This window comes from Bradyrhizobium japonicum USDA 6 (assembly GCF_000284375.1).
In the GTDB taxonomy this organism is placed as follows: domain Bacteria; phylum Pseudomonadota; class Alphaproteobacteria; order Rhizobiales; family Xanthobacteraceae; genus Bradyrhizobium; species Bradyrhizobium japonicum.
In genome coordinates this window covers 6741384-6761280 of sequence record NC_017249.1, presented here as the reverse complement: position 1 = coordinate 6761280, position 19897 = coordinate 6741384, and the positions used below count along the sequence as shown (strand labels likewise).

Genomic DNA, 19897 nt, shown 5'->3' with positions numbered 1-19897 from the left:
GATCCGGTCCGGCTCGGAGAGGTCCGAGCCGGGGCCGGTAGTCGCAGGGGAAGTGTGACGCTTTAAGCTGCTGCTTGCGGCGTGCCGTTGAGCGCTTCGTCAACGGCGGCTGCGATGTCGCGCATGCTGATGACGGAGACGAGGCTGTAGTCGTCGATGACGGGCAGGTGACGGATGTGATTGCGGTTCATCAGATGCCGGACGTGCTCGATCGTGTCTGAGGAGCTGCAGGACACCAGCTGCTGCACCGACACGAGCTGCGAGACCTTGACGTTGATCGCGTTGGCACCATGCTCGGCGACGGCGCGCACCACGTCGCGCTCGGTGAACATGCCGACCGCGGTGTTGCCTTCGGAGCGGACCACGTCCTTGACCACCAGCGCGCTGATGTTGTTGGCGCGCATCAGCTTGGCGGCGATACCCACCGTTTCGTTCATTCGCACCGTGACAACGCGCGGTGTCTTCTTGCGCAGAATGTCTCCGACCAGCATTGCGACCTCCCTGGGTGAATGACAGGGGAAGTGTGGTATACATAATGCCAATCGTCAAGCATTCGATTTGGCTGATCCGAAAATTCTTGCGGCAGGAATACTGACGTTTGTCATCGTGCCAAAAAGCAAAAGGGGCGCATCGCTGCGCCCCTTTCGACCGATTGAAAGGCGTGTGTGGTCGCTACGCTGTCTCGGTCTTGGCGCTGCCGGTCTTGGCGGTGCCGGTCGCGGCGTTGGCGCTCTCGGCTTCCTTGCCGAGAATGAAGGAGCGGCGCAGCGGCTTGATCACGAACAGCGCCGTCAGCGCCGCCGTCGCGTTCAGCGCCACCGCGACCACGAACACGGCCTTCCAGCCGTACGTTGCCGAGATCACGCTGGCGAGCGGGACGAGCAGGGATGCCGTGCCCTTCGCGGTGTAGAGCATGCCGTTGTTGGTGGTTGCGTATTTCGAGCCGAACGTGTCGCCGCAGGTCGCGGGGAACAGCGAGTAGATTTCGCCGAACACGCCGAAATAAATCGCGGTCGCGAGCACGAACACGATCGGGATGTGTCCATAGGCCGACAGCGTCAGCAGCATCACCGCCGCGGTGCCGAACGCGATGAACATGGTGTGCTCGCGGCCGATCGTGTCGGAGACCCAGCCGAAGAAGGGACGTCCGAAACCGTCGAAGATGCGGTCGAGCGAGATCGCGAACGTCAATGCCGCCATCTGGAAGCCCGCGAGCGTCACCGGCGTGTCGGCGATCTTGAAGTCGTGCGCGATCGGGCCGATCTGCGCCGCGGTCATCAGGCCGCCGGAGGCGACCATGACGAAGACGAGATACATCACCCAGAAAATCGGGCTGCGCAGCACTTGCGGCGGGGTGAAGTCGATCTTGGTCTGCGGCAGGTTGAGCTGCTTCTTCTTCGGCGGAATCGAGATCCGCGGCGGCTGAATGAAGAAGGCGAGCACGAACACGATCAGGCCCTGGCCGATGCCGAAGGTGAGGAACGCGTGCTGATAGCCGCTCGATGCGATCATGGTCGCGATGGGCACGATCGTGAGCGCGGCACCTGCACCGAAGCCGGCGGCGGTCGCGCCGGCGGCGAGGCCGCGGCGGTCGGGAAACCATTTCAGCGCGTTGCCGACGCAGGTGCCGTACACCGCGCCCGCGCCCATGCCGCCGACGACCGCGGCGGCGTAGAGCAGGGCGAGCGAGTCAGCGTAGGAGTTGAGCACCCAGGACAGCGCGATCATGACGCCGCCGAACATGATCACGATGCGCGGACCGTATTTGTCGACGAACCAGGCCTCGATCGGCACCAGCCAGGTCTCGGTGACGACGAAGATGGTGAAGGCGAGCTGGATCGCGGCGCGTCCCCAATGGTGCGCCGCATCGATCGGATCGACGAACAGCGTCCAGCCGTATTGCAGATTGGCGATCATCGCCATGCAGACGATGCCCATGGCGAGTTGGAACCAACGGAAACCGGTGCGAAGAGGCGCGGCTGTGACGGCGCCATCCGTGCTGGAAATCATCAATAACCTCCCAACGCGCCTGATTGATTGCGGTCTGGGATTGCAAGATGACCCAGTGTCGCAAATATTGTGGCTTATCGTCGCAAGCACGGCGGGGACATTGGTATACCATATTCCAGAAGGCAAGCCCAATCTTGTGACGCAGCGCAAGAAAAGTGCACGGTTCCCTTCAGGTCAGCGGTAGCCAAGGCGGGTTCTGCAAAAACGAAAACGCCCGGCCGTGAGGCCGGGCGTCGTGCTTGAAGCAGTTGCGGTGAAGCGCGTCAGGCGGCCGTCGATTTCGCGACCACGACCTTGCGCCAGGGCTTGAGCACCATGATCGCCAGCAGCGAAGCCAGGATGTTGGCGCCGGCCGCGATGATGAACACGCTGTCCCACGTGCCCGACGATTGCTGCATGTAGTTGGCGATCGGGACCAGCAGCGCGGCGGTACCCTTTGCGGTGTAGAGCAGGCCCGCATTGGTGGTCGCGAACTTGGCGCCGAACGTGTCGGTGCAGGTCGAGGGGAACAGCGAGTAGATCTCACCCCAGGCGAAGAACACGAAGCCCGACAGCAGCACGAACCAGACCGGGTCGTGGCCCCAGAGGTAGAGCATCCAGATGCCGACGCCTTCCATGCCGAAGGCGATGAACATCGTGTTCTCGCGGCCGATCATGTCGGAGATCCAGCCGAAGAACGGACGCGTCAGGCCGTTGAGCACGCGGTCGATCGTGGCCGCGAAGGTCACCGCCGTCATCGTTACCGCCATCAGCGTCACCGGAACGCTGTCGACCTTCCAGTCGACCGCGATCGGCTTGAGGTTGGCCGTCACCATCAGGCCGCCGGCGCCGACGATCACGAACATGAAGTACATCAGCCAGAAGATCGGCTGACGCAGCACCTCGGTCGGCTGGTAGTTGCGACGTGTCTGCACCAGATTGGCGTTCGCCGCCACGGCCGGCACCTGGCCTGCTTTCGGCGCGAGCAGGAAGAAGGCGAGGATGCAGATGATGATGCCTTGTCCGAGGCCGAAATAGAGGAAGGTGGTCTGGAAGCCACTGTCCTTGATCATGGCCTGGATCGGCGCGACGGTCAGCGCAGAGCCGGCGCCGAAGCCCGCGGCCGTGATGCCCGCGGCAAGACCGCGCTTGTCCGGAAACCATTTCAGCGCATTGCCGACGCAGGTGCCGTAGACGCCACCGGCGCCGATGCCTGCGATGATCATGCCGAGATAGTAGCCGTTGAGCGTGGTCGCCTGCGCGTTGATCACCCAGCCGAGGGCGCAGAGTATGCCGCCGACCAGCACGACGATGCGCGGACCGTATTTGTCGACGAACCATCCTTCGACCGGCACGAGCCAGGTCTCGAACAGCACGAACAACGTAAAGGCCCACTGGATCGACGCGCGATCCCAGCCGAACTTCTTCTGGATGTCGGGGACGAAGAACGTCCAGCCGTACTGATAATTGGCGATCATCACCATCGCCGCTACACCGACCGCCAACTGCGTCCAGCGATAGGCATCGCTGACGCGCGCGGCACTAGGGGCCACTGTTGACTGCACCATGTCCGTCATAAAAAACCCTCCCGAAGGCGCCGATCATTTTTATGCGTGCGCTGTCCCGCATCTTGGTATTCATTATGCCAAGATTCAACTCGGGGACTGGAGGGTGCGGCGAAATATCGCGGGATCAGTCCACATGCGCTTTGGCAGGCAAATTGTAAAGCCCCTATTCCAGCGGCGTTGCGGCGATAGCAGCGATCGTGCGCACTCAATGCTTTGATTTCGTGGGATTTCTTTCTTGTCGCGCGAGGCTGTAAACAGGCTGTGGGAAGCCGGAATGCGCTCGATCTTCAGCGTTCGCACGGCGGCGTGCGCCGCCCGCGCGCATCGGCGCGCGACCGCCGGTGAGCGCGTAATTCCTGGAATTCCTTATTCCAGAAGTCGGGGGTGCGGCGGATTTGACGCGACTCTCGCGGCAGCCTGACGCAGGCCGCGCGGGTCACGCCATCGACGTGCGCAACCGGCTGTAGCCTTCCTGGATCGCGGACCAGAACAGGGCGACGAGACCGAGCGCCATGATCGTGCTGACGAGGCCGTTGGAGAAGAACACGCCGAGCGACCCCTGCGATCCCAGCAGCGATTGCCGGAAGGCTTCCTCCGCCTTGTCGCCGAGCACGATGGCGAGCACCAGGGGCGCGAGCGGGTAGTTGCACTTCTTCAGGAGATAGCCGAGCACGCCGAACACCAGCATCAGCATCACGTCGAAGGTGCTGTTGTGCACCGAATAGGCGCCGATCGCGCACAGCACCAGGATCAGCGGCGCGATGATGCCGAAGGGCACGCGCAGGATCGCGGCGAAGAGAGGCACGCAGGTGAGCACGACGATGAGGCCGGCGAGATTGCCGAGATACATCGAGGCGATCAGGCCCCAGACGAATTCCTTCTGCTCGACGAACAGCATCGGACCGGGCTGCAGGCCCCAGATCAATAGTCCGCCGAGCAGTACCGCGGCGGTCGGCGAGCCGGGCACGCCGAGCGAGAGCATCGGCAGCAGCGCCGAGGTGCCGGCGGCGTGGGCGGCCGTCTCCGGCGCAATCACGCCCTCGATCTCGCCTTTGCCAAAATTGTTGCCGCGTCGTGCCAGCCGCTTGGCGATGCCGTAGCTCATGAAGGAGGCCGGCGTCGCGCCGGCGGGCGTGACGCCCATCCAGCATCCGATCAGGCAGGAGCGCAGCGAGGTCATCCAGTAGCTGGGCAGCTCCCGCCAGGTCTGCAGCACGACGCGGAGGTTGATGCTGGCATTGCCGCCGCGGAAGGCCAAGCCTTCCTCCATGGTCAGCAGGATCTCGCCGATCCCGAACAGGCCGATCACCGCAATCAGGAAGTCGAAGCCGTTGAGCAGCTCGGTGACGCCGAAGGTCAGCCGCAATTGCCCCGTGATCGAATCGAGGCCAACCGCCGCGAGCGCAAAGCCCATCATCATCGCCGCGATGGTCTTGAACGGCGGCTCCTTGCTGAGGCCCACGAAGCTGCAGAAGGCGAGGAAATACACCGCGAACTTCTCCGCCGGACCAAATCTCAACGCAAAGCCCGCGACCAGCGGCGCAACCAGCGTGATCATGATGACGGCGAACAGCGCGCCGACGAAGGAGGAGGTGAAAGCGGCCGTCAGCGCTTCGCCGGGCTTGCCCTGCTGCGCCATCGGATAACCGTCGAAGGTGGTCGCCACCGACCATGGCTCGCCGGGGATGTTGAACAGGATCGAGGTGATGGCACCGCCGAACAATGCGCCCCAATAGATGCAGGACAGCATGATGATCGCCGATGTCGGCGGCATGCTGAAGGTCAGCGGAAGCAGGATAGCCACGCCGTTGGCGCCGCCGAGACCCGGCAGCACGCCGATGATGACCCCGAGCGTGATGCCGATGATCATCAGCATGATGTTGTAGGGCTGCAGGGCGACCGCGAAGCCGTGAAACAGATTGGCCAACTCTTCCATATCAAGACGTCCTGCAACAGCAATTGAATCAATGCGCGGCTTCTTACAAACCGAGCCATTCCTCGAGCGGCCCCTTGGGAAGCGGGACCAGGAACCATCGTTCGAAAACGAGATAGGTCACGACCGGCATGCCGATCGCCACGGCTGCGACCGTCAGCCAGCGATAGCCGCCGAGCCAGCGCATGAACCATGCGATGAACACCATCGACGCCACGTAGAGGCCGATGAAAGGCATCGAGCCGACATAGATCGCGGTCGGCACCACGACGCTCATGACCTGGCGAAGCTGTCCCCATTCGGCGAACAGCCGGCCATCGTCCTCGCGCAGCGCGCTCCAGAGGTTGATGGCGCTTGCGCCGACGATGGCCGCGCCGACATAGAAGGGGAAGAAGCCGGCGCGCGGGCCCTCCGCGCCCCAGTTGATACCGGCCTTGATGCTGCCGAAGATCACGACCAGGCCGAAGACGCCGATCAGCAGCGCCATGCCGATTTCCAGCGTCTTGTGTGCCGGGCCAGAGTCGGATCCGGATCGTTCAGTCATGGGACCTCCAGGCGGAATCGCAAGTCGTGTGCGGTCGCGGCAAACGGGAGGACGGCAAGCGTCCTCGGCCGTCGTCGATGTCGCGGCTCAGTTCCCCGATGCGAGGAAGCCGGCTTCCTTCATCAGGCCCTCGTGGCGCTTCTCCTCCGCCTCGATCCACTTGGCGTAATCGGCTCCGGCGAGGAACGTCGTGTTGAAGGCGCCGCTCTTCATGAACTCCTGCCATTCCGGCGTGGCGCGGACCTTCTTGAACAGCTCGACGTAATATTCGATCTGGTCCTTCGTCGCCTTGGGCGACATGAAGATGCCGCGCAGCATGAGATATTCCATCGCAAGGCCCTGCGACTTGCAGGTCGGAATGTCCTTCCAGGCCTTGCCGTCGGCGATCGGCTCGTCATAGGCCATCGGCTGGGCGTCGAAGACGCAAAGCGGACGGAGCTTACCGCCGCGCCATTGCGCCACCGCCTCGATCGGATTGTTGACGGTTGAATCGACGTGATTGCCGACGAGCTGCACCGCGACTTCGCCGCCGCCCTTGTAGGGGATGTAGGTGAACTTCGCGTCGATCACCTTCTCGATGCCGACCGTGATGATCTGGTCTTCCTGCTTCGAGCCGGTGCCGCCCATCTTGAACGAGCCGCTCGGCGCCTTCTTGGTGGCGTCGACGTAGTCCTTGACGCTGTTGTACGGCTTCTCGGCGTTCACCCAGAGCACGAACTCGTCGAGCGCCAGCATTGCGACCGGGGTCAGGTCCTTCCAGTTGAAGGGAATCCCCGTCGCCAGCGGCGTCGTGAACAGGTTCGACAGCGTGATGATGATCTTGTGGGGGTTGTTCGTCGACGTCTTTACGTCGAGGAAGCCTTCGCCGCCCGCGCCGCCGGCCTTGTTGATGACGACCAGCGGCTGCTTCATCAGATTGTGCTTGGTGACGATGCCCTGGATGGTGCGCGCCATCTGATCGGCGCCGCCGCCGGTGCCTGCGGGCACGATGAACTCGACCGGACGGACCGGCTCCCAGGCAGCAACGCTTGCGGTGCTGCTGGCGCACGACATCGCGATTGCCGCCAAGGCGACATTCAGAACGAATGGCTTCATCTTGCTTCTCTCCCTGTCGAACCTCGAACGCAGCCGCTCTTTGTCGGCTTGCGTCAGCCCATCTCGATTCACCTGCTTGGGGGCACCTTGTGCGGTCGATCTCCCATGGCAGTTCCAAACGAAACTCTACGAGCGGGGACGTTGCCCGGCATCCGCTCCTTTCGGCTAAGGCTCCGGCGAGGAGCGCGGCAAGGTCGCGGCGAGCGTGCCGCGCACTCGAACGTTCCTGTCCCCTGTCTTGCACTTTCAACGGTGCAATCGTTCTTGGTGAACGAATGGTATGCGAGATGCCAGTAGACAAACAATTGGATCAGCGGGTCACGTCGGCGGACCAATCGTCGCAGTTGTGTCGGCGAGCGGCCCGCGGATTCAAGGACAGGCTCAAAAGCAAATGGCCCCGACATGCGGGGCCATTTGATCAAACGTCGCGTCTGCGGGATCTGCCAACCGCGCGCCGTGTCGGCTGCGCTGGGACCTCCGTCTTAGAGGCCGAAGCGGGGCAGGTCGCCGTTGTGATTCGAAATCTCGGCGCTCGCCATCAGGAAGCGGTCGACCGCGGCCAGGAAGCGGGCGAGCAGCGAGGCGGAGGGGCGAGCGCGACGGAAGCGGTTTTGGACATCGGAATTCCCTTTCTCGAGACAGTCAGTATTGCTGTCTCATTTCGAAGGGCAATCTATGTATACCAGATGCCACTGTCTATGCATGCCATTGCATAGCAGCATGTGCTATCCCGCATTGCAGCATAATGATGCGTTAAAGGGGCCGTCCCGGGCTGAAAATTGCAAAACGGCTGCTGAAGCCGCGCATTTGAGCGGATTTTGACGGAAATCGTGAGGATCCGGGCCTTGGCAGGGCCGGTCAAAGCCGTTAGTGGTCTGCCCCCTTCCAACCAACTGTCAGAGTGGTTCATGTCGAGCGCCTCGGCCGCCGTCTCGATCGGCATCGATTTTGGGACCAGCAATACGGTCGTTGCCCTCGCGGCGGACGACCGCCGGGTCGAGGCCATCCGCTTCGACCATGGCGGACACCGGCACAGCGTCTTCGTGTCGGCCCTGTGCTTCTGGGAGGACCGGCCGGGAGCCGGAGCCCAGGCCGAGGGCGGCCCGTGGGCGATCGAGCAGTTCCTTGAAGGCCGCCACGTCTACCGCTTCCTCCAGTCGTTCAAGACCTTCGCAGCGAGCAGCAGCTTCAACACCACGCAGGTGTTCCGGCAGCGCTACAAGTTCGAGGATATTCTGGCGGCATTCCTGCGCACGCTGGCGCGCCACGGCGGGGACAGGTTCGGCTTCGAGACGTCAACCATTACGGTCGGCCGCCCGGTGCGCTTCGCCGGTGGCAATCCCGACGAGGCGCTGGCGATGCAGCGCTATCGGGCCGCGTTCGAACGCCTGGGCGCCGGCCACGCGCGCTATGTCTACGAGCCCGTGGGCGCCGCGTTCTCCTTCGCCCGCCGGCTGGAGCGTGACGCCACCGTCCTGGTTGCGGATTTCGGCGGCGGCACCAGCGATTTCTCGGTGATGCGTTTCTCGCGCGTGGGCGGTGCCTTGCGTGCCGAGCCGCTTGGACACGCCGGCATCGGCATCGCAGGCGACACGTTCGACTACCGCATCGTCGACCACGTCGTCTCGCCGCGGCTGGGCAAGGGGTCCAGCTTCCGCTCGTTCGACAAGGTGCTGCCGATCCCAACCGGCCACTACACCAACCTCGCGCGCTGGCATCAGCTCGCGATGATGAAGAGCAATGGCGATCTGCGCGAGCTCCGCGAGCTTGCGCGCACCGCGCTGAAGCCCGCTCTGCTCGAGGACTTCATCTCCATCGTCGATCTCGACCTCGGCTTCTCGCTGTACCGCGCGGTGTCCGACGCCAAGGTGGCGCTGTCGGCGCGGGATCAGGTGGAATTCCGCTTCAAAGGCGGCGGGGTCGATATCGGCTCGACCATCACGCGAAAGAACTTCAACGCCTGGATCGCCGACGACATCGCCAGATTGGGCGCCACCGTCGACAAGGTGCTGGGCGAGGCCGGCATCACCGCGCGCGAGGTGGAGAAGGTGTTTTTGACCGGCGGGACCTCGTTCGTGCCGGCGGTGCGAAAGCTGTTCGCCGACCGGTTCGGCAACGAGCGGCTGATGTCGGGCGATCAGTTCGAGTCGATCGCCTACGGCCTCGCGCTGATCGGACACAGCCCCGATCCGGATCGATGGACCGCAAGCGGTGGGATTATGCCGAAGAGCGCGTAACAGTCGTTCGCAATCAGATCTGCATCGTTGGCAGCCGCAGTTCAATGCGACCCTGCAGATATCCGCAGGTTCGATGTGAGTTATTCTCTCGGAGGGTTCCTCATTCTCCGTCATTGCGAGCGCAGCGAAGCAATCCAGAATGGTTCTGCGGAGGGACTCTGGATTGCTTCGCTGCGCTCGCAATGACGTGGGTGGATCCGCGCCTCGGATCGAACAGATCGCCCGCGGATGGTGGCTTTAGGTTACTGATTGATCTCCGGCTCCACGAGCCTTGCGAGGTTGCGCAGTGATTCCTGCCAGCCGAGATAGCAGGCTTCCGGCGGAATCACGTCAGGGATGCCGGCCTGGGTGATGTCCACCTCGGTGCCGACCGAGACCTTCTTCAGGATCACGGTCACCTCGATCACGCCAGGCAGATTGGGGTCGTCGAATTTGTCGGTGTAGCGGAGACGTTGGCCCGCGACGAGCTCGAGATATTCGCCGCCGAAGGCGTGGCTGTTGCCCGTCGTGAAATTCCGGAACGACATCTTGAACGTGCCCCCGACCTTGGGCTCGAGGTGATGGACGGTGCAGGTAAAGCCGTTCGGCGGAAGCCATTTCGCCAGCGCATCCGCCTCGAGGAAGGCGCGATAGACTTTCTCCGGACTGGTCGAGAGAACGCGGTGCAGACGTACAGTGCTGGGCATGTTCCTTCATCCTCTTCCATTGATCTCTTGCATTGATGGGCCCGACCTTGGCGTCTACGGCCCATTCATGTCTCAAGGACGACCGGGATGCCGCCGATCCGACATGGCATCGCAGATAAACGGGGGGGCACCGAAGCCGGCGGGGCAAGGCGAGGGCGATGCGCTTCTCGACCTTGGCCGCGATCTGCCGCGAGCTCGATTGTCAGCACACCCCCCATGCGCAACGGTTGGCCGTTTGCGCGCTCAATCGAATCGAGTTCGCCCGGCGCGAGATCGACCTCGCGGCCGGCCGGACGACCGATCCGTCAGATCGTTGCCACATCCTGCGGCGTCATCGTGAAGGCGAGCCGGTAGCGGCCGATCGTCGGATCGTCCTGCGCGCCCAGGGTGCCAAGCGCCGCCGGCGAAAGTCGGTCGGCGGTCACCTGCTCGATCGCGTCGGCATCGTAACCGGACAACAGCATGATCCAGTCCGCGGCGCCGTCCTTGCCGCGGATCTGCTGCTCGGTGGTGGGCGAGCTGGTCCGCGGCGTGTCGGTCAGGAGGAGGTGGGCGCCGGTCAGTCCCGGCATCTGTGCCAATGTGCCGAGCGTCTCCGAGAGATGTGCCTGCAACTCCGCCTCGCGCCCGGCCTCCGGCGAAAGCCGGATGGTGGCGAGCGAGGTCGCGACGCCACCGCCAAAGCTGGCGGCGACGCGGCACTGGCTGCGGACCATGCCGAGATGGTGCGGCATCATCTTGGTCGACCATGGCGTCGGCGCATTGAGCCGGTCGAGATATCCCTTCGACGTGAGCACCTCGTACCGCTCCAGCTCGTACAGCACGAAGAAGCCTTCGGTGCCCGTCGTGCTGGTCCAGCGCGATCCGCGCCGGAAGCCGGGAATGCTCATCCGCTCGGGAAAATGTTCGTGGGAATGCCAGTCGCCGAATTCCGCACGCTGCCCGGGGCGGACGCTCCACCACATCGCGACGGCGGCCTGACCAAGCAGTGACATGCTGACCTCCCTGTTTCCAGCACTTTGCCTCGACGCCAGCGCCGGGAGCAAGTCGTTCACGCTTCCAGTCCGATCCCGTACTGTCGGGTGCGATCTGCTATCTCAGCGCGGCGGAGCCGGCACGTGTGGCGCTTGGCAGCCTTTCGGTACCCACAGTCGATTGGCTGGAGGGAGAGTGGTGCGGTCCTTACGAGAGCTGCTTGCTGGTGGCGTACGGTGAGCGCTCGGTAGCGGGGCATCGTGTCGACGCTCACGAGGCTAGCACAGCATCGATTTCGACGCGGCGCGCTCAGCGCCAGCCTTCATCGCGCGGGTGCAACATCGTAACCCGGCAGGGAACGCGTCCTATTCAGAGTGGCCCTTCGGCTTGGCCTCGCGGGCCAATCGCTCCGCCTTCAGCCGTTCGCGATTCTCGTTGAAGGAGTGCTGATCCTTCGCATAGTCATTCATCGGCTTCTGCGTTTTGACAGGCTTGAACGCCTTGTTGGCTTCACGCCTGGCTCGATCCGAGGATTGATCTCTCAACATTTCGACCTCGTTTTGATCAACAAGCTGTGACAGGACAAGTGCTGGCCGACGCCTCCCACCCGCAAACGCTGTGCGTGGGCTTGCTACCTTTCGGGGCGAGAAGAAGGCCAATTCTGCAGCGTTGCGCAGATGCTTTTGCGATGTGTTTCAGTTACTCGCCTTGGCGGCCGCGTTGCTCGTACGTCGGGATAGCACGCCGGCTTAGACAACAACGGCACGCCGCCGCTTATGTTCCAAGGAGCCTGCGGACTGGCGCCAGGTTTGCGATAGTGCGATTGTCCCGCCGCAATGTCAGGAGATGTGTAATGCTCGATGCGAACGACGGGGAGACAATCCCCGCAAAGGAAAGGCCGCAAAGGTCTCAAAGATGGACCGTTGAAGATGCATGGGCGGCTTACCGGCTGCCCTTCAACGATCTGCTCTTCCGTTCACAATCCGTACATCGGGAGCATTTTGACCCAAATCGCGTGCAGTTGAGCCGGCTGCTGAACATCAAGACGGGTGGTTGTCCGGAAGACTGCGGTTACTGCAGCCAGTCGTCGCATCATGCGACCGCCCTTGCAGCCTCCAAGTTGATGGAGGTCGGGAAGATCGTTGCCGAGGCACGCAAGGCAAAAGAGAGCGGCGCGACGCGTTATTGCATGGGGGCGGCCTGGCGCAATCCGAAGCCGCGCGACATGGATGCCATTGTCGAGGTCGTCGGAGCCGTGAAGGAGCTCGGGCTCGAGACCTGCATGACGCTCGGCATGCTCGACCGGGATCAGGCCGACCGGCTGAGTGCAGCCGGGCTTGATTACTACAATCACAATATCGATACCTCGGAGCGCTACTATCCGAGCGTTATCTCCACCCGCACGTTCGCCGATCGTCTCGATACGCTGGAGCATGTCCGCGAGGCCGGCATGAAAGTGTGCTGCGGCGGAATTCTCGGCATGGGTGAGAGCGAAGAGGACCGCGTCGACATGCTGGTTACACTCGCCAACCTCCCGGAAGCGCCGGAGAGCGTGCCGATCAACATGCTGATCCCGATTCCGGGAACGCCGATGGCGAAGGCGACGCCGATAGGTCCGATCGAGTTCGTGCGTATTGTCGCGCTGGCGCGTATCATGATGCCGGCCTCTTTCGTGCGACTCTCGGCGGGGCGGTCGGCGATGACCGACGAGATGCAGGCGCTGTGCTTCTTTGCCGGTGCAAACTCGATCTTTGTCGGCGACACGCTGTTGACGGCGGGCAATCCGCAAGACGAAGCCGACCGGAAATTGTTCCGCCGGCTCGGATTAGAGGCGCTCTGACGGTGAACGTCGGACAAAGGAATCCGCGGCGGTACGCCGCGGAATGCGTCGTTGCGAGCGACTTGTCCGCCATAGCTCGAAGAGCGACGGCGGAAGCGAAGCAATCCAGAGTTTGGACGAAGAAGTAGTCTAGATTGCTTCGTCGCTTCGTTCCTCGCAATGACGGCTGTCAGCCGGCGGAATGGGGCGAACTGTCATAGGGGGTGAACTGCCATCAAGAATCCGCCGAAACTGGCCGTTGCCGTTCTCTAACTGACCTGCTTGCTCCGCGCCCTATTTCTGCGTCGGGTGCATCTTTGCAACGCTATGTTTGGAGCGTGTTCCGCCACCGGGTGGAGCAAAGCAAGGCCGCCTCGATACCGCACGGTGGCCCGGTGCTTCCACTGAGCACGGACCATCATTTTTTCGGATGATGGCATAATACCCCTGTTTTGCCCGACGGGTCAAAGGAATTTCGGCAAAAGAGAAATTAATTTGTGATCAGGAACTTGGCTACTGTGTATGGGGTTGTTTTTCAGTTTTTGGTTCGAGCCTGTGTGCTCAACGGCATTCTCACGCAAAAAGGGCCGCCTCTCAGGCGGCCCTTTCGTTAGTCTGGTGTAAGTCCGCTTACTCAGCGGCCTGCTTCTGCGGCGGGTCGAGCGCGCCGGACTTGTGGATGTCGGCGACCTGGTGATCGCTGAAGCCGAGCACGCTGCGCAGAATCTCGTCGGTGTGCTCGCCGAGCAGCGGGGAGCGTTCCACCTCGCTCGGAGAATCCGACAGCTTGATCGGGTTGCCGACCGAGATGTACTTGCCGCGGGTCGGGTGATCGACCTCGACCACGGTGCCGGTGGCGCGCAGCGACTGGTCCTCGGCGATTTCCTTCATCGACAGGATCGGACCGCAGGGGATGTCGTCCTTGTTGAGGATCTCCATCGCCTCGAATTTCGTCTTCGTCATCGTCCACTGTTCGATGCGGGCGAAGATCTCGTTGAGGCGCGGCAGACGGACGGCCGGCTTGGCGTAGTTCGGATCGGTCTTCCAGGTGGGCTCGCCGATCACGTCGCAGATCTTCTCCCAGACCGGCGCCTGGGTGATGAAGTAGATGTAGGCGTTGGGATCGGTCTCCCAGCCCTTGCACTTCAGGATGCGGCCGGGCTGGCCACCGCCGGAATCGTTGCCGGCGCGCGGCACGGCGTCGCCGAACGGAATGCCTTCGCCGAACTGGCTGTATTCCTTGAGCGGACCATGCGCGAGGCGCTGCTGGTCGCGCAGCTTGACGCGGGCGAGGTTGAGCACGCCGTCCTGCATCGCGGCGGTGACCTTCTGGCCCTTGCCCGAATGCGTGCGCTGATAGAGCGCGGTGACGATGCCGAGCGCCAGGTGCAGGCCGGTGCCGCTGTCGCCGATCTGCGCGCCGGTGACGAGCGGCAGGCCGTCGCGGAAGCCGGTGGTCGAGGCGGCGCCGCCGGTGCACTGCGCGACGTTCTCATAGACCTTGCAGTCTTCGTACGGTCCGGGGCCAAAGCCCTTGATCGAGGCGACGATCATCTTCGGGTTGATCGCCTGGATCTTCTCCCAGGGGAAGCCCATGCGGTCGAGCACGCCGGGGCCGAAGTTTTCGACCAGCACGTCGCACTTCTTGATCAGCTCGGTGAGGACTTCCTTGCCCTTGGGGTTCTTGGTGTCGAGCGTGATCGAGCGCTTGTTGTGGTTGAGCATGGTGAAATACAGGCTGTCCACGTTCGGGATGTCCTGCAGCTGGCCGCGGGTGATGTCACCCACGCCCGGACGTTCCACCTTGATCACGTCGGCGCCGAACCATGCCAGCAGCTGCGTGCAGGTCGGCCCGGACTGGACGTGGGTGAAGTCGAGAATGCGAACGCCCTTGAGCGCTTTGGTCATCGTATTGCTCCGTACTCTGTGTCTGCCCCTGCACCCGGCAGGGAATAGGGTTGAAGGAGAGGAGGCTAAAGCGCGCTTGGCGCTTTAGCTCTTTTGTTTGGGCATGATCTCTTCGGAAAACCGCTGCGCGCTTTTCCGGATCATGCCTTACTTCTTCTTCTGCAGAACGCTCTGCGGATTGAGGTTGCCGATGCGGCCGCTCTCCGAGCCCGCGGCCGGATCGATCACCGCGTTGATGAGCGTCGGCTTGCCCGAGGCCATCGCCTCGTTGACGGCGCGCTTGAGCTCGTCGGGCGAGGTGGCATTCACGCCGACGCCGCCGAAGGCTTCCATCATCTTGTCGTAGCGCGCGCCCTTGACGAACACGGTCGTCGCGGGATCGGCGTTGACGCTGTTGACGTCGGTGCCGCGATAGATGCCGTCATTGTTGAAGATGACGACGCAGATCGGGAGGTTGTAGCGGCAGATGGTCTCGACCTCCATGCCGGAGAAGCCGAAGGCCGAGTCGCCTTCCACTGCCAGCACGGGGTGGCCGGTCTCGAGCGCGGCTGCGATCGCCTGGCCCATGCCGATGCCCATCACGCCCCAGGTGCCGACGTCGAGGCGCTTGCGCGGCCTGTACATGTCGATGACGCCGCGGGCGAGGTCGAGCGTGTTGGCGCCCTCGTTGACGAGGATCGCCTCGGGATGGTCCTTGATCACGTTCTTCAGCACGCCGAGCGCGCCGTGATAGTCCATCGGCGATTTGTTGTTCATGAGCTTCGGCGCCATCTTGGCGACGTTCTCTTCGCGCTTGGACGAAATCGCCTTGGTCCATTCGGCGGGCGGGGCGGTCCAGCCCGAAGCCATGGCCTGGTTGAACGCCGCGACGACCGAGCCGATGTCGCCGACGACGGGTGCGACGATCTCGACGTTGGAGTCCATTTCCCTGGGCTCGATGTCGACCTGGATGAACTTCTTGGGCGCTTCGCCCCAGCTCTTGCCCTTGCCGTGCGAGAGCAGCCAGTTCAGCCGGGCGCCGATCAGCAGCACGACGTCGGATTCTTTCAGCACCGTGGAGCGCGCGGCGCCAGCGCATTGCGGATGCGTGTCGGGGAGGAGGCCCTTGGCCATGCTCATCGGCAGGAACGGCACGCCGCTCTTCTCGACGAACGACTTGATCTCTTCATCGGCCTGCGCGTAGGCCGCGCCCTTGCCGAGGATGATGAGCGGACGCTTCGCCGCCCTGAGCACGTCGAGCGCGCGCTTGATCGAAGCGGGCGAGGGGATCTGCGCGGGCGCGGCATCGATCACCTTGACCAGCGACTTCTGGCCGGCATCGGCGTTCATCACCTGGCCGAACAGCTTTGCCGGCAGGTCGAGATAGACGCCGCCCGGACGGCCCGAGACCGCGGCGCGGATGGCGCGGGCGAGACCGATGCCGATGTCCTGGGCGTGCAGCACGCGATAGGCCGCCTTGCACAGCGGCTTGGCAATCGCGAGCTGGTCCATCTCTTCGTAGTCGCCCTGCTGGAGGTCGACGATCTCGCGCTCGGAGGAGCCCGAGATAAGGATCATCGGGTAGCAGTTGGTGGTGGCGTGCGCGAGCGCGGTGAGACCGTTGAGGAAACCGGGCGCCGACACCGTGAGGCAGACGCCGGGCTTCTTGGTGAGGTAGCCGGCAATGCCCGCGGCGTAGCCGGCGTTCTGCTCGTGGCGGAAGGAGATCACGCGAATGCCTTCGGCCTGCGCCATGCGGCCCAAATCCGTGATCGGGATGCCCGGCACATTATAGATGGTGTTGATGCCGTTCAGCTTGAGCGCGTCGATGACGAGATGAAAACCATCCGTCAATTCCTGCTCGGTGCCCGGTGCTTCGGACTTGGTCGCGGTATTCAGCATGGGCCTTGTCTCCCTGGTCTCATATGCCGTTTTAGGCTTTGCGGGCGAATGGCTCGCCCTTCTGGTGGACGTTGCTAGGTGAACAGTTCCTGACCGTGCGCTTCGACGTAGGCGGCAAGGCCAAGGGTGTGGTCGCGGGCGCGCTTCTCGGCGAGCTCGGTGTCGCGCGCTTCCAGCGCTTCGATCATGGCAAGATGCTCGGGCAGCGAGGTCGCGGTGCGGTCCTTGCGTCCGATGGTGAGTTGGCGGTAGCCGCGCACGTGCAGCAGCAGATCGTTGGTGAGATCGACCAGCACCGGCGATTCCGACAGCGAGATCAATGCCTGGTGGAAGGCGATGTTGGCGCGCGAATATTCCTCGACGTGATCCTCGGGCAGGCGGTCCTTGCCGAAATCCTTGAAGAAGTCGCGCAGCGCCGTGATGTCTTTCTTGCGTGCAGTGGTGGTGATCAGGCGGGCCGCCATGCTCTCCAGCGCCGCCCAGGCGCGGATCATGTCGACGATCTCGCTCTTGGTCCTGCGCACCACCATGATGCCGCGGCGCGGAACCGTCTTCACGAAGCCATCCTGCTCGAGCATCGCGATGGCTTCGCGGATCGGGGTGCGGCTGACACCCAGCCGTTCGGACAGCGCGCGCTCGTCGAGCATCACCGGCTCGGGCGTCGAGTAGATGTCCATCTTGAGGATGGCTTCCTTCAAGGCGTCATACGCCTTGTTCTTGAAGCTGCTCTCCGGGGCAATACGAACGATTGCGATATCTGCCTCGGTCATGTTCGGCAACGCCTTGGTTGGTTTCCGCAGTGACACGACGAATCTCCTCCAGTGGGAGTCGTCTTTTACAGGAATATTAACGGGAAAGTTTTTGGCATACCACATGCCAGAATGTCAAGCTGGCTATTTTTTGCGGCGTTCTAAGTCATGCAGCAGCTTGACAAGTTGGCTTCTGGCATACCAAATGCCATCGCCAGCCATTTTTGATCCAAAGCGGCGGAGTAATGTGGGCTTTGTGCCACTCCGTTCCGCGACATGGAACAGAGCGCGGCGAATGGCAAGCATCACCGGCAGCCGCTACGCGCGCGCTTTGAAAAGAACGAACTGAGGTCAAGGGAGAAGCCATATGTCCAATTCCAAAGATGCCGTCCGCAAAGTGCTCGACCAGGTCAAGGCGGACAACCGCACCAGCCTGACCGCGCCGGAAGGCAAGCTGGTCTGCGACGCCTACGGCATTCCGGTGCCGAAGGAGGGCGTGGCCAGGTCGGCGGGCGAGGCCGGCAAGATGGCCTCCTCGATGGGCTTCCCGGTGGTGATGAAGATCGTCTCGCCGGACATTCTCCACAAGACCGAAGCCGGCGGCGTCATCGTCGGCCTCAAGACGGCCGAGGATGCCGAGAAGGCCTACGAGACCATTCTCTCCAACGCCAAGAAGTACAAGTCCGATGCCAAGATCGAGGGCGTCCAGGTGCAGCAGATGCTGGCCGGCGGCACCGAGGTCATCGTCGGCTCGATCACCGACGGCTCGTTCGGCAAGCTGGTCGCTTTCGGCCTCGGCGGCGTACTGGTCGAAGTCCTGAAGGACATCACCTTCCGCCTCGCGCCTGCGACCAAGGAAGACGCGCTCTCGATGCTCGACGGCATCCAGGCGCATGAGATTTTGAAGGGCGTTCGCGGCGGCGAGGCGGTGAACCGCACGGCGCTCGCCGACGTCATCGTCAAGGTCTCGCAGCTCGTCACCGATTTCCCTGAGATCGTCGAGCTCGATCTCAACCCGGTGTTCGCGACGGCCAAGGACGCGATCGCCGCCGACGTGCGCATCGTCGTCGACTTCGCCTATGTGCCGAAGCCGAAGCCGCGCCCGACCGAAGAGATCGTCGCGGCCATGAGCCGCATCATGCAGCCGAAGGCGGTCGCCGTGGTCGGCGCCTCCGCCGAGGACGGCAAGATCGGCAACTCCGTGATGAAGAACCTCATCAACGGCGGCTACAAGGGCGACATCTATCCGATCCACCCCAAGGCCGCCGAGATCCTCGGTTACAAGGCCTACAAGAGCGTGAAGGACGTTCCGGGGGTGATCGACACGGCCGTGTTCGCGATCCCCGCGAAGTTCGTGGCGGCGGCGCTCACCGAGTGCGGCGAGAAGAAAATCCCGGGTGCGGTGCTGATTCCGTCGGGCTTCGCTGAAGCCGGCGCGCCGGAGCTCCAGGCCGAGATCGTCGAGGTCGGCAAGAAGTATGACATCCGCCTGATGGGGCCGAACATCTACGGCTTCTATTATACGCCTGCCAATCTCTGCGCGACCTTCTGTACGGCTTACGACGTCAAGGGCCACGCGGCGCTCTCGTCGCAGTCGGGCGGCATCGGCATGGCTATCATCGGCTTCTCGCGCTCGGCCAAGATGGGCGTCTCGGCGATCGTCGGCCTCGGCAACAAGTCCGACATCGACGAGGACGATCTGCTGGCCTTCTTCGAGCAGGATCCGAACACGAACCTGATCGCGCAGCACTGCGAAGACCTCAAGGACGGCCGCGCCTTCGCGGAAGCCGCCAAGCGCGTCTCCAAGAAGAAGCCGGTCGTCGTGCTCAAGGCCGGCCGCACCTCGGCCGGCGCGAAGGCGGCCTCGTCGCACACCGGCGCGCTCGCCGGTAACGACAAGATCTACGAGGACGTCCTGGCGCAGTCCGGCGTGATCCGGGCCCGCTCGCTGCGACAGCTGCTCGAATTCGCCCGTGGCGTGCCGGTACTGCCGACGCCGAAGGGCGAGAACGTGCTGATCATCACCGGTGCGGGCGGCTCTGGCGTGCTGCTGTCGGACTCCTGCGTCGACAACGGCCTCTCGCTGATGTCGATGCCGCCGGATCTGGATGCGGCCTTCCGCAAGTTCATCCCGCCGTTCGGTGCGGCCGGAAATCCTGTGGATATCACCGGCGGCGAGCCGCCGATCACCTACGTCAACACGGTGAAGCTCGGCCTGTCGGACGAGCGGATCCATTCGCTGATCCTTGGCTACTGGCACACCATCGTCACGCCGCCGATGGTGTTCGCCCGCAACATGGTCGAGGTGAAGAAGGAGATGGAGGCCAAGGGCTTCGTGAAGCCGATCGTCGCCTCGCTCGCCGGCGACGTCGAGGTCGAGGAAGCCGCCGAATATCTCTACCAGAACGGCATCCCGGCCTACGCCTACTCCACCGAGCTTCCGGTCGAGGTGCTCGGCGCCAAGTACAAGTGGGCGCGCGGGGCAGGGCTGCTCTGAGCGTAACCTCTCCTGT

Annotated in this window: 15 protein-coding genes; 3 read left to right on the top strand and 12 right to left on the bottom strand. The window is 63.2% G+C overall.

Translation table 11 applies throughout. The features are described from left to right. Positions 1-62: 62 nt before the first annotated feature. The 6 genes from BJ6T_RS31815 to BJ6T_RS31790 all read right to left on the bottom strand — a co-directional run bounded on the left by BJ6T_RS31815 (position 63) and on the right by BJ6T_RS31790 (position 7129). Positions 63-491, bottom strand: coding sequence for a CBS domain-containing protein (locus tag BJ6T_RS31815; RefSeq protein ID WP_014496672.1), 429 nt, complete (start codon positions 489-491; stop codon positions 63-65). Between the two features lie 181 nt (positions 492-672). Next, the gene (gene oxlT, locus BJ6T_RS31810; protein WP_014496671.1) at positions 673-2010 is read right to left on the bottom strand and encodes an oxalate/formate MFS antiporter; all 1338 of its coding nucleotides are present in this window, start codon (positions 2008-2010) and stop codon (positions 673-675) included. Positions 2011-2273: 263 nt separating this feature from the next. Then, entirely contained in the window at positions 2274-3566 is a 1293-nt protein-coding gene (oxlT, locus tag BJ6T_RS31805) for an oxalate/formate MFS antiporter (protein WP_014496670.1), read from the bottom strand. A gap of 427 nt (positions 3567-3993) precedes the next feature. Beyond that, positions 3994-5493, bottom strand: coding sequence for a tripartite tricarboxylate transporter permease (locus BJ6T_RS31800; protein WP_014496669.1), 1500 nt, complete (start codon positions 5491-5493; stop codon positions 3994-3996). A 43-nt stretch (positions 5494-5536) separates the two neighbouring features. Then, the gene (locus BJ6T_RS31795; RefSeq protein WP_014496668.1) at positions 5537-6034 is read right to left on the bottom strand and encodes a tripartite tricarboxylate transporter TctB family protein; all 498 of its coding nucleotides are present in this window, start codon (positions 6032-6034) and stop codon (positions 5537-5539) included. Positions 6035-6121: 87 nt separating this feature from the next. Beyond that, positions 6122-7129 carry a Bug family tripartite tricarboxylate transporter substrate binding protein gene (locus BJ6T_RS31790; protein WP_014496667.1) on the bottom strand — a complete coding sequence of 336 codons (1008 nt, stop codon included), beginning with the start codon at positions 7127-7129 and terminating at the stop codon, positions 6122-6124. Positions 7130-8037: 908 nt separating this feature from the next. Between BJ6T_RS31790 and BJ6T_RS31780 the strand changes: the two genes are divergently transcribed. Beyond that, positions 8038-9366, top strand: coding sequence for an Hsp70 family protein (locus BJ6T_RS31780; RefSeq protein ID WP_028169603.1), 1329 nt, complete (start codon positions 8038-8040; stop codon positions 9364-9366). Positions 9367-9608: 242 nt separating this feature from the next. Here BJ6T_RS31780 and BJ6T_RS31775 read toward each other — a convergent pair whose 3' ends face one another. The 3 genes from BJ6T_RS31775 to BJ6T_RS31765 all read right to left on the bottom strand — a co-directional run bounded on the left by BJ6T_RS31775 (position 9609) and on the right by BJ6T_RS31765 (position 11575). Continuing rightward, the gene (locus BJ6T_RS31775) at positions 9609-10052 is read right to left on the bottom strand and encodes an SRPBCC family protein (RefSeq protein WP_014496664.1); all 444 of its coding nucleotides are present in this window, start codon (positions 10050-10052) and stop codon (positions 9609-9611) included. A gap of 305 nt (positions 10053-10357) precedes the next feature. Further along, the gene (locus BJ6T_RS31770; protein WP_014496663.1) at positions 10358-11047 is read right to left on the bottom strand and encodes a hypothetical protein; all 690 of its coding nucleotides are present in this window, start codon (positions 11045-11047) and stop codon (positions 10358-10360) included. Between the two features lie 345 nt (positions 11048-11392). Next, positions 11393-11575 carry a hypothetical protein gene (locus BJ6T_RS31765; protein WP_014496662.1) on the bottom strand — a complete coding sequence of 61 codons (183 nt, stop codon included), beginning with the start codon at positions 11573-11575 and terminating at the stop codon, positions 11393-11395. Positions 11576-11880: 305 nt separating this feature from the next. Between BJ6T_RS31765 and bioB the strand changes: the two genes are divergently transcribed. After that, entirely contained in the window at positions 11881-12867 is a 987-nt protein-coding gene (gene bioB, locus BJ6T_RS31760; RefSeq protein ID WP_014496661.1) for a biotin synthase BioB, read from the top strand. Positions 12868-13476: 609 nt separating this feature from the next. Here bioB and frc read toward each other — a convergent pair. From frc to BJ6T_RS31745, 3 genes are all read right to left on the bottom strand, one after another. Next, entirely contained in the window at positions 13477-14754 is a 1278-nt protein-coding gene (frc, locus tag BJ6T_RS31755) for a formyl-CoA transferase (RefSeq protein ID WP_014496660.1), read from the bottom strand. 147 nt (positions 14755-14901) lie between these two features. Continuing rightward, the gene (gene oxc / locus BJ6T_RS31750) at positions 14902-16635 is read right to left on the bottom strand and encodes an oxalyl-CoA decarboxylase (RefSeq protein WP_014496659.1); all 1734 of its coding nucleotides are present in this window, start codon (positions 16633-16635) and stop codon (positions 14902-14904) included. 74 nt (positions 16636-16709) lie between these two features. Next, a complete protein-coding gene (locus BJ6T_RS31745) occupies positions 16710-17405 on the bottom strand; it encodes a GntR family transcriptional regulator (protein WP_161170717.1) in 696 nt (231 codons plus the stop codon). 346 nt (positions 17406-17751) lie between these two features. Here BJ6T_RS31745 and BJ6T_RS31740 point away from each other — a divergent pair, with 346 nt between their 5' ends. After that, a complete protein-coding gene (locus BJ6T_RS31740; RefSeq protein WP_014496657.1) occupies positions 17752-19881 on the top strand; it encodes an acetate--CoA ligase family protein in 2130 nt (709 codons plus the stop codon). Positions 19882-19897: the final 16 nt, after the last annotated feature.